This window comes from Marinimicrobium sp. ARAG 43.8 (assembly GCF_050113635.1).
GTDB lineage: Bacteria > Pseudomonadota > Gammaproteobacteria > Pseudomonadales > Cellvibrionaceae > Marinimicrobium.
The window spans coordinates 428,691-443,689 of record NZ_JBNJLT010000003.1 but is presented as its reverse complement, the minus strand read 5'-3'; the positions used below and the strand labels follow the sequence as shown (position 1 = coordinate 443,689).

Sequence of the window (14,999 nt, the reverse complement as noted above, 5' to 3'; positions counted from 1 at the left end):
TTGATGTTGCCCAAGGCGTCGTAGTCGACGTTGACCTGCTCACGGCCACTGACCTTGGACCACTTCAGGCGGTTGAGCTCGTCGTAACCGAAATCCTCTTGTACCGGCTCTTCACCATGGTAGTCATAGCGGTGTATGAGGTTGCCCAGTTCGTCCCATTCGTATTCCTTATCCTGCAGTTCCCCGAACAGGCCATTGAAGAGGTCGGCGCGCTGGGTCCGGAGTCGGCCGGTGGCCGAGTAATAACTCCGTTCAGTGGTAATGCCGTTGCCTTGGCGCGAGCGAGTGACGTTGCCGCGCAGGTCCATCTCCAGCACTTGGTAGTAGCGGCTGCGCGGGGCGCCGTTGAACTCCACCGCGTCCACCACTTCCCGCAGGTAGCCGTATTCGTTGTAGCGGTTTTCGATGCCGTTGTCCTGCCAACTGCCGTCGCCACCGGCGTCGAACTCCTGATGGACACGCCCAATGCTGTCGTAGGTGGTGCGCGCGAAGTAGTGCTCCATGCGGCCGTTAGCCATTAAACTGGTGGCGGTGACCGAGGGCCGACCCAGGTTGTCGTAACCCTGAGCCTGGCGGTAGCCGTCGCTGGCCTCCACCTTGATCAGGGCGCCGGGCGGCACCAGCCATGTGGTACTGTCCTCGGGGTTGTCGAACTCGGCGGCCTGCCAGGTCTGAGTGTTGTTGTAGTGCCAGTTACTCTGACCTTCCAGCTCACTACTGGCCAAATAGTCGCTGCGCTCCACTCGGCGGCCCAAATCATCGTACTTCATCTCTGAGCGCTGACCCTTGGCGTCTCTCTGTTCGATCAGATCACCGAAGGCGTTGTAGGTATAGCGCCACTTTCCTTTATCCGGGTCGTTCATGTAAGTTTTGCGGCCGAGCCGATCGTAACGCACTTCGGTTTCTACGTCGTCCACCTCTGGGCCACCACGGATGACAAAGCGCAAGTTGCCCTGAGCATCGTAGTGGTAGTGGAGTTGGCCTTCCATAGCGTCTTCAACCTCAACCCTTTCGCCCAGAGCGTTGCTAACCTCTTTCTTGGTCTGATGCTTGGGATTTGTGGTTGTGGTAGTGAATCCGTCATAAGTGACCTGTACCGGTACAGCAACCCCCGGTAGCTCCGTGCTCACCACCCGGTCCAGCAGGTCGTAAGCCATCTCGGTCCAGTATTGCGGGTAACCATCGTGGGGTTCGGACTTGCGTACCACTCGCCCGGTCCGGTCATACTGGGTGTCGACGTAGGTCCAGCCGCCCTCGAAGGTGCGCCCGGCCTCACGCACTTTGCGGCCCAGAACGTCAAAGCAGTTGATGCTTTCACTGCCGCCGGCCCGGGTGGTTCGTGACTGGGAAACGGCTACAGCCGGGCAGTGGTGGCCTGCCGCAGCCATGAGCGTCTGGCTCCAAGCCCCGTCGGGGCTGTAACTGACAATCTTCCGACCAAAGGGGCTGTACTGGGCCTGCGCTACCTGGCCCGTCAGGTCGCGCACTTTGGTGGGCTGACCCCAGGCATTGCGTTCAAGCACCTCTTCGGTCACCTGGTCGTAGGCGTTGATGCTGCGCGTGCGGTAGCGGCCGTCCTCGTACTCGGCGTGTTCGCTGCGTGTGCGCTCCTGCCCATCCTGAATAATGGTCTGGGTCACGCTGGTCTGATTGCCGTAAGTGTCGTAGTCGTAAGTCGTCGTGAGCGTTTCGTCAGCGGCCCCCTCCGGCTCCACCGTTTCCGTCTCCAGTAGACCCGCATGCACGCCGCTTTGGTAGTAAGTAAAGGATGAACGGCGCACACTTTCGTCCATCTCCCCGCGCAGAGCACGGCGCCTGGTCACCGTGGTGGCCGTGAGCCGGCCCAATTCATCGTAGTCGGACAAGCCGCGCTCGTATTGGTTGTGGAAGTTGAGCGTTTCTCCCGGGCCGAAGATGTTGGTCACCTCCTTGGTAAACGTCTTTCCGCCACCTTCAGTGGTGGTGCTGATTTCCAGAGGATTGCCGGAAGTGTCGTAGACGTTGTCGGTGGTGACGGTTTGCAGTAGTTCGCCCTGAATCTGACCTTCTTGCAGCAGTTCGTAGCGCCGTTCCACAGACTGAGCGATAAAAGGCTGATAGGGCTGGTTGGCAGTTTCGCAGGTCGCGACGCCAGCCAGCGGGAGATTGCAACCCTGCAGGCCCCAGCGGTTTTCCGCCTCGGACAGCAAATGACCCTGTTCGGTTTTGACCTCCGTTCGCAGAGGTACGCCGATGAAAGGGAAGTCCTGGCGGTATTCGGTGGTGGTGGTCACTCCCGTCTGCTCGTCTACTGTGCTCACATAGCGAAAGCCCAACATGCCCCGGCCTTCCGCCTGGCTGCGGGCCTGGCCGTAGTAATAGCCGATGTGGCTTTGGGCCTGCGCATCCACCTCGCCCGTATAGGGGTCCAGGGCTGGGGCATTGCCTGAGACCCGGGTAACCACCTGCATGGAACCCATGACTTCCAGCACTGGGCTGCTCTTGTCCAGCATCAGGTTACCTTCGGGCAGCTCCCAATCACCATTGAGACCGGCGTAGAATTCGGCCGAATCGGCCACTGTGTACTCCTCGCATGAGGGGTCCGGATTGTAGCCGGTGTCGGGGTGGTAGCTGGGCTCGCAGCGCTCCTGAATGACGCCTGCCACCTCTCGGCGTGCGTAGTGATGGCTGGTGGCCAGGGTGCCATAATGAATGTCGGTGCGCGCCCCCAGGCCATTGTGGATCGCGGTGATGACGTTGAGCGGTTCACCACTTTCAGCGGCTTGGTAGGTGTTGATTCGATACGAGTTGTCACCATCGAGGCGACTCTTGGCAACCCTGATCCGGTCCAACCGGCCATCACCGGTAATATCGGCCATCATCTGAGTGTCGTCTTTGATACCCACGTCCGTGGCGATGAAGTACGGCGCTCCGAGGGTACCACCTTCCCAACGACGCACCATCAGGTCGCCCGACTCGAACCAAACCAAATCGGCAGCACCGTCGTGGTTGTAGTCCACCAATTGGATATTGGCCTTTTCCGGCAAGGTGTCAATGAACACCTCCTCGGCCAACTGCAGCTTGCCGTCCGACCCCTGGCCTTTGCTGAAACGGTAGCTGTAGTCAGCGCCATCCTCGATGTTGTCCTTGCGACGTTCGATCACCAGGTCGGTCATGCCATCGCCATTCAGGTCGGCGGCATGCAACTTGTGCTTCAGCTTTGCGTGGCGGTCTACGGCGTCACCAGAGCGCTCTTCCTCGTCAAAATCCCTGGACGACTGCTCAACGTCCAGGAGCTTGCCATGGTTGATCAGACTATCGCCGTCAAGCGTCACCAGATAAGCGCGCGTGTGCTGCTGAATCATTCCAAAGCACCGGCGTCCGCCCCGGGTGACAAACTGGCGTTCGATTTCAACGTCAACCAACACCAGATTAACCCGGCCGTCGCCATTGAAATCTCCAGCCAGGTCCGGAGCGAAATAGCTTTCATGGGAGTAACAGGTGTCATCATAGCGTCTGTTCGTTTCCTCCCACCCGTCATGCTCCCAGGGTTCCAGCTCGGGGGGAGTAATCGTTTCTTTATCGCCGAACCGATAGTAACTACTGCGGCTAGGGTCCTTGGTCGGATCCGGCTCCATCAACCGGTATCCATCGTCGCCCAGTGCATCCACCAGGCCATCGCCATTCAAATCAATAAAGCGCAGATTCTTTTCCGGAAGATCTACATCCCACACACGAGTCGACGAAAAGCTCCAAGTACCCTCACCGCTCGGCCGCGATAGATAGATACTCCAGTTGCTCCTATTCTCATCGTAGTAAGCCAGGTCTGCGCGCCCGTCGGCATTGTAATCAAAGACCTCGGTGCGATATGGCTTGGATACATCTCTAGTTGAGGCAGCTGTGCGCTTTCGACCGAAGCCGCCCTCGGTGGCCAGCACATAGCTCCAGCGTTGGTTGACCTGGCTACCAAATGTCCATTCCAGCTCCTGCCACAAAAAGTCCATCCGACCGTCGCCGTTAATGTCCGCTGGCCGGTAGTCCGTAAGCACGCGCTTTTCCCCTTCGCCCAATGCCACAGAGCTGCTGAGTTCCGGGTCGACGCTGTGCTCAAACAGCGTCCAATCAAAACGGGTGGCGGGCCGACAGGTTTCCATGCCGTCCAAGATGGCGCATTCCTCAATGGACTGCAGGTAGCTGGTTGAACTAAAGTCCGTCGACGCTGCGGGGAAGTTGAACTTGTAGCTACGCAGAAGGCGGCTATCGTCGTTCACCTCGATACGCTCCAGACGCTTGTTGTTCACGAACGAATAGCCACTCACGTAGCCCTGCCTGACGTCCAGACGATCCGTGTATTCGAAATCCACCTGAGCGGCGCCGTCGGCATAGCGGATACTGTCAATACGCAGACCACCATCGGTCCGGTAGTCGTAGTCGATGCCGTTGCCAACACTGTCTTCGAAACGGCTTTGTGCCCAGGTCAGCACTTTGCCGTCCTCGGTCGCCTTGCGCGAACCGGTGGACTTACCGTAGTAGCTCAGCGAGCCATCCTTGCGCTCCACCGTGAAGTATTCGGGGTGGCCTGCCCTGCCGCCCTGGGCGGTGACCAGTGCAAAGCTATCGATTTCCGTGCGGTAACGGCTGTTTACCGCACCATATTCACCCTCAACCACCACCAGGCGCTGGCCATCCAGACAGAACCGGTCCTCACTGCTCCAGGTAATGGGCAGGAACTGGCCGTCCTGAGCGGGAGTCTGACGGCACCGACTGATGGCGGACAGGCCAGAGAGTCTCCAACCTTTGCCCAGCAGGCCATTGCCGCCCTGGCTGGAGTAGTCGACCGACAGGCTTGGCACCACGCCAGCCGTACCCGCTGGCAGCGCAATAGGAAGACTGTAAGTGGCCGCACCGGACTCATTGACGCGGAACTCACCGTCGCTGGAGCCTACCTGATCCGAAATGGCTGCCGTCAATTGAGGCACTTCCGGCATTTGACCCGGCGCCATAGACTCCGCCACCACGCCCTGACTGCATCCGTTCGTACAGGCATCAAGGCCGGCCAGAAAGGCATCGCGGTTGCTCATGCCGCTGCCGTCACTATCGTCGTCGCCGGTCTGGCCCTCAATGCTGCCAAAAAACAGGATCTCCCACCAATCTGGCAAGCCATCGCCATCGCAGTCGCGTAGCAGCTCATCCACCTCTTCACAGCCCAGCGCTGGCCATTCGGCCTGAGGCTGATAGTAGTAGTCGAAGCTCTGGGACAACATGGCATCGTTGGCTGAGGCGTATTCGTTGGCGTCCGCAAACAGCGCCGCCATCGAGGCCCGGCTGGTATTGTCGCCCAGCATGGTGAGCAGCATCGCACGGGTATAGGTGACACCACCCAGGTTAAACGCGGGCTGACCCTGGTTTGGAAAGGCGCGCGCGTAGAGAGCATCGACAAACCCTGCATTGCTCAGAGCCGAAGGGAAGTTGGCCTGGCCGGTATTGGAGGAGAGAAAAGCATTCGCGACCTCTTCCAGACTGGCTCGATTAACCAGGGCATAGGTCCAAAAGGTCAGGGACTCCTTATTCAACGACAGAGGCGGCTGCAACAACAGACGGTAAAGGCGCGCCACGCGCAAGTATTGGTGCCGCTGAGCTTCGCTCGGCTGCCAGTTCCTGTTGTCCAGATCAGAGGCAAGCAGCGAATCATCCTGGCTGTCCCAAACCAGGACGTCCGGCCCCAATATGCCTCGACCCAGAGCATGAATACGACCGTCGGTGGTGGTGAAATAGATTGTGCCCTGGCTGTCACCGGCCAGCACTGGTGAATCCTGGATCTGTCCGTCCGTTGCGTATTGCCATTTGGCTGTGCCATTGATGGCATTGATGGCGTAGAGCGTACCGTCCATAGAGCCTTGGTAAAGGGTACGACTGCTGTCCAACACAGGCGATGACAGCAGCGGACCACCAGTGCCGAACAGCCATTTGCGGTTACCGGAAGGTGTAATGGCATACAGGTTATGGTCGCGGCTGGCGGCATAAATGGTGCCGTCCACACCATCCACCACTGGCTTGGCGCGCACCTCTCCCCCGGTACTAAAGGGCCAGCCACCCCGGTTCTTGCCGGTGGCCGGATCTACGGCATACACCGCATTACCAGAGCCCACGTAGATAGTGCCATCCGCGCCCACAGTGGGCGCAGAGTCGGTGAGACTAAGGGAGGCGGTCTCGTGGTCACCGTAGACACGGATACTGGCCTCGGCGCCGTTGGGGTTTTGCAAAGTAACATTCAGGCCCAGCTCGAACAGGGCGTCATAAACAACCGACAGGTTCTCCAGGGGCACTTGCAGTTGCGGTCCCTCCTGCCAACCCAGATTATTGACCGTGGCGCTGATAGCGCCGTCGTGAACGGCGTTAAGCGTCACCTGTGCTCCGGGGTCCAGACCGATACCGGCCAGCAATAGACAGCCGCCGTCACAGGCCAGAGCTGCCGAAGACAGATAGGGTGGCAGCACCTCTACCTGGCGTTGTACGCCTGCCTCGCTACAACCGATGGGGTTGCAGGCTTTTACTTGATAGGTGTACCGGCCCACCGGCATGTCAGTGCGCGTGCGCTTGAGCAACTGGCCGCCACCCACTGCCTGCCATTCTGTGTCAGCTTCCAGGCCGCCCGCCTTTTCTTCCAGCTGGTAATGGGTTGGATTGGGCCGGGTTTCGTTCGCCGGCCAACTCAAGGTGTAGTTGCCGGTGACATTCTCAGCCGGTTCGATCAACAGGTCTGTCGGGGCGGACGGTGTGTCCAGCACCACACTCACTGATATGACATTGGATGGTTCGCTGCAGCCCTTGAAGTTGCACGCCTGCACTTCGTAACGGTAATCGCCTGCATTTTGGTTAGGTGCATAAAAAGACAGCGTGTTGGTATTTTGCACCTCATCACCGTTTTCGGTCAGACGATAGGTGCTGGCGTTGGCCACGTTCGACCAGCTGAGCGTGTAATAGCCGGTGTAGTCTATGAGGTTATCGCTCTGGTTATTAACCTCCAGTGCCGGGGGTTTAGTCGGTATGGACACAACGGCGACGTTTACCGTCACTGCATCGGACAGGCGGCTATCGCCATCGTTATCGGTAGCTCGGGCAGTGAACTGGTAGCTACCGGCGGCGGGTGCGGTCCAGCTCTTGGTGTAGGGCGAGTTGACGTCCACGCCCAATGAACTGCCGTTAACAAAGAATTCCACTTGGGCAACGCTGCCGTCGGCATCTGAGGCGGCAGCGGTCAGCTGGAGCGTATCACCCTCTTTTATATCGGTGTCACTGAGCTGCAAACTGACACTGGGCGGATCATTGGCTTTGAGGGCAATCAGGCTTTCCGCTGACAGGCCGGTCAAATTCAGGTTGTCGGTAGCTTGCACCCAAAGGTGAACCTTGTCGTCCGCCACCGCTGGCGTCCAGAGCAGGGTGTAACACTGACCGGCACCGGCGCACTCGCCAGGTGTCAACACCCCGGCGCCAAGTTCCTCCTGCGTACCACCGCTGTATCGACTATAAAAATGCAGAGAAGCAATGCTGCCGTCGTCGCTCGCGCGCGCTTTAAGCATGACCTCCTCGCCCAGGCGTAACACCTCACCACCCGCCGGGTATTCCAAAGTCACACTTGGCGCTGTGCTGACCTGGATATTGATAGCACTCGACGCACCGATGGCACTTTCGTTATCAAAAGCGATGGCTTGCAGGTCGTAACTGTCGACCGCCTCCGGCGTCCAGGTATAGGTGTAAGGCTTACTGCCAATTTCAGCCAGAGTGCCACCGTTAGCGGTAAAACGCACCTTGTCAATACTACCGTCGCTATCCGAGGCAGTGGAGGTGAGGGTCACGCTGTCACCTTTGGCCAGGACGGTTTTGTCTACCGATAAGCTGGCCGTGGGAGGCTGATTGTTGGTGACGTTGATGAGAATCGTACTGGAATTTTTTTCGGCATCAAACACGTCACGAGCCTTGGCCCAGACCAACACCTGGTCCGCTGCCCGCGCATCCCAGTTTGCTACCCAACTATTGCCGGATAGCCTGCTTGCGCTGCGCGTGTCGGTCGTGACAGTACCACCGATTGTATATCGAATGTAAAAGTCGACGGACTCCACTCCGTGTTGATCAACAGCGGAGGCGCGCAACGTAACCTTGTCGCCAGGCCGAAAGCCGACACCATCAGTGGGCGATTCCAGAGTGACTTGCGGCGGTTCATTGACGGGCACCGCTACCGACTGCACATTACTATAACCGGAGCATCCAGCGGCGTTATTGCAGGCGGCGACGCGATAGCGGTAAGTCGAGCCGGCGGGCCGTGGCTCACTCTCCGTGTCGTAGGCATTCGTGCTTAGCGGGATGTCGGTCCAGGCAGCTCCGTCTTTGCTCTCTTGCAACAGGTAGTAGTCGATTGTGCTGTTGCTGGGTTTGGACCAGCTAAGGAGATACTTTCCATCGGGCGCTATGGCGGGCGCAATGGTATCGAGCGCTGGGGTCCTGGGAGCGGTTACTTTATTGACAACAACCGTGATGCTGCCGGAGTCGGCTTCCTGTACTTCACAACAATGACCGCCACCAGGGTACCAGACGCGCTGGACACTGGCCTTATAGTCGTAAGTGCCACTCTCTCTCTGTACCGTGACAGAAAAACTGTTTGCATCAGTCGGGTTTTCGGAAGCAATTCTTTGCCAGGTACCAGATGGCCGCCTTTCATAAACCACATAACCGAAGTTATTGAAATTACACCGATAAGGACAAGTGAGCTCGGCAGTCACTGTGATGGTATACTCGCCATCGAGGCTTTCGTTGACATTACTGCGGATCTCAGGAGGCCATACGTCCGCAAGAGTTGACTCTGATGCACAGGCCATAACAATAAATAAGGCAGCCACCCCTGCAAGAAAATTCATAGGGGTTTTGCAAGAAAAGAACTTATCCATGATTTGCATCCGATTTTCTTGTATGGTCCGAGCCATTCAGTCCGAGATGTTTTTATATTTCCACGCGCTGTATTGCCCTACTGGGCCAGTTCCCGCGTCCAAAGCAGGCGCGCCTCATCCGGCGTTGCATTTACCGCCAGCGCATAAAGATAACCACGAGTACTGTGTAAGACCAGGGCGCTCTGAGCCTCCACATAGACTGGAGAGGCCACCAGTCGCTCACCGTCAGGCAGTTGATAGCGCCATAGCAATTGGCCATCGCTGACATTGAGTGCCAGCACTTCCCCACCATAGCTGGCCACAAACAGGCTTGAACCGTCGCGGTTCAATACCGGCGAGGCGATTACCGCAGCATCCGTCTCCACAGTCCAGTGGATGCTGCGATCGGCATTCAGGGCGTACACCCGGCCAGAGCCACCGTCGTGGGTCAGGCCGCCGGTATTGGCGCCAACGATGATCAAATCTTCCACGAACAGGGTCTTGCCCTTAATAAGACCGGAGTTTTTCAGAGTCCAGGCCAACTCTCCATTAGCGTCAATCTTGCGGAAGCTGCCATCAAAACTGCCGAGATAACTGCTGCCTTCGGGAGAGACAGACAGCGAAGAAGCGATATTCTCATCTGTCAGCGGCGCTTGGCTGGGGCTTTCCCACAAACTGGGCTCAGGCGGCAGTTCCAGACGCAGCTCCAGGGGCTGGCTCAGGCTTTCGCTGCCGTTGTTGATTGTGAGGGTGTAGCGAGTAGAGATAACCGGGTTAACGGTGACGCTCGTGTTGCGCGCAAGATCCTCCAGCACCGTATCATCCACGTCATTGCGCAAACTAATGGCACGTGCGCCCTGCACATGCCAGAACAGCTGGGCGGTTGCACCCGGCTGGGTAAGCACCTGCGGCGAAGCACTGAAGCCCAGGATTTTCAACTCAGGCTGCTCCTGTGGATCGTAAGGATCACTGCCCGCCTCCAGCTCTTCAGCGTCGGTAAAACCATTGCCGTCTGAGTCTCTCTGCGAGGGGCCACAGCCATTCTCATCGGCAAACTCGTCCGCAGGAGTGTCCGGGCAGGCGTCCGCGTAGTCGGGAACACTGTCACTATCGCTATCCAGAGCCAGGGTAATTTGCGCCTGGGTAATGTTGCCCGCATGGTCGCTTACGCTGGCTTGCAAATGGGTTGGAGCTTCCGCACTCAAACCGCTCGAAAGAGGGCAATGAGCTAAATCGTCCAATTGTGTGCAGGACACACGTTCACCATCAGCCGCCAGTTGCAGGCTGGAGGTATCCAATGAGAGGTTGTCTGTCAAGCGCAGTTGGACGATGGGGTGTGCATCGGCCAACGGTCCACCGTCAACCGGGTATACGAAGTCCAAGTCCGGTGGTGTCTGGTCCAGACTGATCTGCACCGTTTGGCTGGTCTCGTTTCCTGCCAGATCCTCGACGGTAACGGAAAACATATGGTTCCGTCCGTCATCGGAAATGTTTAGCGGCCCGGGGCAGGTCGACACACCGCTGAAGTCGTCAGTACAGGTGAAGGTCACGGTAACCGGTGACTGATGCCAACCAGCAGCGTTGGCCTTCGGGGAAACAACCGTGTCAATGGTCGGCGCAACATCGTCGGTTCCGATGATCTGTAGCCAGAACCCACTGCCGGGCTTCCCATTGAGGGTTACCGACAATTCATTCTCGGTTTTCAAGTGGACGTTAGCTTCAAGCACATCCACGTTCCCACCGAAATGCTTCGGTTTGAACAACGAAGAACCATTAAATATAACAGTGCCGGACGTAACCGGCGCTGTCGAGCCCGGGCCATTCAGAATTAGGACTTTATAAGCATCACCAGCCAACGGCGCAGAAAAAGTCAGGGTTTGTTTGGCAGGTTTCCCCGGGGAGCGCACAAACTCCTGGCCGGGCAGGACAGAGAATTCGCCAGCCAGGGAGACACAGGATATCAAGGAGAGGCAAACGATAATTGCGCAAGCGCGCCATTGGAACGGAGCTTCCATTCTCTTTCCCCAAAACTGTAATTTTAAGTATTTTGAGCCAGCTTCTTTAACCAGAGGACTAGAAGCCATAGTTTTACGTAAAAGATAACACCAGTCGATAATAATCGCAACAACCCGCTTTTGACACATCGCCACCATCCATTGCCGAATCACTGCAGGGCTGCTATAACGGGGAGCGGATGGTTTCAACACCTTACGCGAGTTGCATTAGGCCGCTGAGATGTTGGAGTAGCGAGCGTACTGATGGTCACAACATATATAACTATCACCCTATTCCGATGAGGTACGGCTCAACCTTGAAGCCCCGCAGGAAAAAGTATTTTTAGTTCCCAGGACCCGACAAGGACACATCAAATGCGATTTTTATCAACGGTACTGATCTTCTCATTGGCTGCCCTTAGCGGTTGCGCCACCAATCAAGGACCATCACAGGTCAGAAGCGCCAACCCCGATCTTCCCCCTATCGCTGTTTCCTACGCCTCGCTCAGTGATACGGCCCGAGAAGACTGTCTCGTGTATAAAGGTCAGTCCATCGTTCATCACTGCAAGGAGAATGATTTCAGCATAAACGCACTGGTGAGTGTGCTCAGAAATAGTGGAAGGTTCGAGCATGTTCTTAGTGGTGGATTCAACACAGAGTTTCAGGTGCTTATATCGTCCTCCAGAAAAACCGTTGACGACGCCAAAGGCTTCGCGAATGCTATCGCCTCCGGTGCCAGCCTCATGCTAATTCCGATGCAGCAGGCGATGATACTGAATTCCGAGTTCACCATACTATGGCGCGGCGAAGTCATTGAGCAGCATTCAGAGGAATTCCCGGCTACCCAGTCCATCTCCTGGAGGAACGCAGGGGAACATTATCATGATTTTGTCGGCCAGGCACTTGCAGAAAAGCTCATGGATCACATTGATCAGCATAACCCTTTCACTGCCGAGCATATTGCGGAGGTCATGGAGTCTACTGATTATGGGCAATTGCACTTTCCCGAGACACTAAAAGGTTTTCGGGAAACCGATCGATTTCAGTACCATGACCCGCTGATGGGCACTATAGTCAGCTACATTCATGAACAGTTTGCATTTGATCATATTGACGTGTTCGTTTACCCAATTCGCTCCATTGACTGGACCGATCAGGAGAAAGCTGTCACTGCTGAAATGGAGAATATTCGTTCAGAAATCCTGTTCCTGGAAAAAGAAGGGCACATTCAGGATGTCACTCTCAGCGCTGCCCAGATTACCCCCACCCAAAGCGGCACAGTTATTGGGTTTATGGATGGACACTACTTCACCGATCAGACAGGAAAAGCATATACGGCCAGCTACGCCTTTATTAAGGAAGACAAGTTCGTCAAGGTCAGAGCCTCGTTCCCGCTAAATGATGACAACCCCACCATAAACGCTCCTGATGATTTTGTTCATTCGCTAATGACTTCGATTTCCGTACCCGGTGAATCCTTGTATATGGCCCGAGCCCGGAAGGCTCATAGAGAGCGCGCCATGATCGATGAGTAGAAACGCTCTACTTGAACATGATAAAAGGGCTTAATAAGCTGTTCGCCCACATAAACTAGCCCAAAAGCTGTGGGAGGCACGCCACCTCCGCTCGAAATTAATTCGGCCACCTGTCGAATACCGGCTTCGATGATCGACCAGTTGAAAGAACGTCGCAGGTAATGCTGGCCTTTTGGGAGATTTTAAGCCTGCCCGCGATGCCCTACGAACTCACATCAACTTCATCATCAGGAGAGAATGTATGTCAGACAACACCGGCACTGTACAACTGCATCGCGTGCTACGCGCACCCGCCGAACGGGTTTACAAGGCTTTTACCACGCCAGAGGCGCTGGAGTATTGGCTGCCGCCCTACGGCTTTACCGGCAAGGTGCACGAGATTGATCTGCGTGTGGGTGGCGGGTATCGCATGTCCTTTACGAATTTCGGCACGGGAGAGGGACAACCATTCACCGTGGAGTTCTTGGAGCTGTCGCCCAACAAACGTCTTAAGCATACGGACCGTTTTGACGATGAGAACCTGCCTGGCGAGATGACAGTGACCATTGAACTGACCGAAGTGTCTTGCGGTACGGATTTACGTGTTGTGCAGGAGGGCATCCCTTCCGTCATTCCCGAAGAGATGTGTTATCTGGGGTGGCAGGAGTCACTGGAGCAGCTTGCGAAACTCGTGGAACCGGACATTGGTGAATGAGGTGTCTGGACGTCCCTGTCCGACACTCCGGCGTTAAACGCCTAGCGGTTTAAATAATCCATCAACCACTGCATCGCCGGTCTCTGCTGACCATTGCTGGTCATGAGGCCGGTGCCTTCGCGCCAGGTGGCACCGACGATATAACCCCACAGGGTGATGCCGACCACGTCGGGATGGTTGTAGAAAATCGGGAAGTGCGTCTGCATGTACTGGAGTTGCAACTGGTCATTGGACTCCTGAATGTCGTACTCGGAGATGTACATCGGCAAACCCAGTTCGGCAATCTGGTCCAGCTTGGCTTCAATTTCCGGGCCGGTCCACACCCTCGGGCTGTACAGTCCGTGAGCCTGAAGGCCCAGCGCATCCACGTAACCTGAGTTTACAGCCGGACGAATCAGATCGATGATCGCGTCGGTATCCCAGGTCATAAAGTTGTAGTCGTTGTAGATGAGAACCGCGTTGGGGCAGTGCTGACGAGCGAGCCGGAACGATTCAGTAATCCAGTCATTCCCGAACGCGTTTTGCGCATAGTTCGCCGGTGCATGCGAGGGCAGCGCCTCGTTCACCACATCAATCATCGCGGTGTCGGGATAGCGTGCGCAATAATCACTGATCCATTCTTCGATTTCCGCGCGTTGCTCCGCCGCGCTTAAACCGTCAATCCAGCCCGGACGCTGACTGCCCCACACCAGAACGTGCGCTTTCACGGGAATATCGTTGGCACGGGCGTAATCGTAGATGGCATCCAGCGGACCCCAGTTGTACTGATCGCGCGTGCCTTCTACAGAGCCCCATTTGCCTTCGTTTTCCGGGGTGATTTGGTCCCAGTATTGAGTGAAATCGGAGCGGACAGCGCCATTGGTGGTGATGTTGCCGACATGGAACGGCGGGAAGTCCGGGTTTCCGGGGTTGGGATTGCTGGAGCTGGAGGAAGAACTGCTGCCATCAAACGGGTTGCCGAAACCGATCGAGCCGTTGCAGTGCAGCATTTCGGAATAGGAACCGGCGCCGCATTCGCCGTCCCAAGCACCGGTATTGTCCTGCTGGTCTTCGGCCTGGTACGTGACACCATTGACGATAATGTAATCCACCTGGACATCGCGATCACCACCATCGTTGGTAAAGGCGACACGCAGTTCACCCGTGGTATTAGTGCTTGTCGTGTAATCCAGCATACCGACGCTCAGCGTCCAGGTTTCGATGGTTTGTCCGCCAATGTTCAAGCTGACACTTTCGTCACCTGTCACACCACTCATGCGCACGGTTACGCTGTTTGTACCACCGGGATTGGAGCTTGTGGAACTGCTTGAACTGCTGGAGCGTTCCGAGCTGGCACTGCTGCTGGAACCCGAGCCACCCTCCACTTCAAACGTCGCCAGTTCCGCCACACTGCCCCCGTTGGCACAGAAACCAAAATTGGTGCTATCGCCCGCGCCGACGGTTGCGTTGTGCGCCGCAGGCGTTACTGTGCCGCCGCTCAGCGATCCATTCCAGAGATTGTTGATGGCACTGCCGTTAAGGTTCAGCCCTACCGCCCAGCCAGCAATCGCGCTCCCGCCGTTATTGTCGATGGTAACGGTCGCGCAGTAGCCGGACCCCCACTGATTATCGACATTCAGCGTGGCCTCGGCGGAGCCGGAAGTAATCGCCTGGGCGGCCGGTGCACATATCAGGATCGCCACCGCGCCCATCAAGCTTTTTCGAAGTCGCTTTGTCATTTTCGAACTCCTGTTTCACGTCATTATTGATGTTTGAACACCCTTCCGTACTGCCGATCCGTAGGCGTCAGTGATGAGTTAAGTCACGAATCCAGTTATTGTCAATTTGAACTTAAGAGGGCGGCACCTCTTCCTTTCTTTATTTCTCCGCTTTGTG

At 56.5% G+C, this 14,999-nt stretch carries 5 protein-coding genes; 2 read left to right on the top strand and 3 right to left on the bottom strand.

Annotated features, from left to right (window positions below):
* A partial coding sequence (locus tag ACQCLF_RS09140) for an Ig-like domain-containing protein (RefSeq protein WP_426986469.1) occupies positions 1-8,756 on the bottom strand: 8,756 nt, incomplete at its 3' end.
* 242 nt (positions 8,757-8,998) lie between these two features.
* The gene (locus ACQCLF_RS09135; RefSeq protein ID WP_426986467.1) at positions 8,999-10,915 is read right to left on the bottom strand and encodes a PQQ-binding-like beta-propeller repeat protein; all 1,917 of its coding nucleotides are present in this window, start codon (positions 10,913-10,915) and stop codon (positions 8,999-9,001) included.
* 354 nt (positions 10,916-11,269) lie between these two features.
* On the opposite strand from ACQCLF_RS09135, the gene ACQCLF_RS09130 reads away from it, so the two are divergent.
* Both ACQCLF_RS09130 and ACQCLF_RS09125 read left to right on the top strand, forming a co-directional pair.
* Complete coding sequence (locus ACQCLF_RS09130) at positions 11,270-12,430, top strand: hypothetical protein (RefSeq protein WP_426986465.1); 1,161 nt, start codon at positions 11,270-11,272, stop codon at positions 12,428-12,430.
* A gap of 241 nt (positions 12,431-12,671) precedes the next feature.
* The gene (locus ACQCLF_RS09125) at positions 12,672-13,124 is read left to right on the top strand and encodes an SRPBCC family protein (protein ID WP_426986463.1); all 453 of its coding nucleotides are present in this window, start codon (positions 12,672-12,674) and stop codon (positions 13,122-13,124) included.
* Positions 13,125-13,165: 41 nt separating this feature from the next.
* Here ACQCLF_RS09125 and ACQCLF_RS09120 read toward each other — a convergent pair whose 3' ends face one another.
* Entirely contained in the window at positions 13,166-14,815 is a 1,650-nt protein-coding gene (locus tag ACQCLF_RS09120) for an endo-1,4-beta-xylanase (protein WP_426986489.1), read from the bottom strand.
* Between the last annotated feature and the right edge of the window lie 184 nt (positions 14,816-14,999).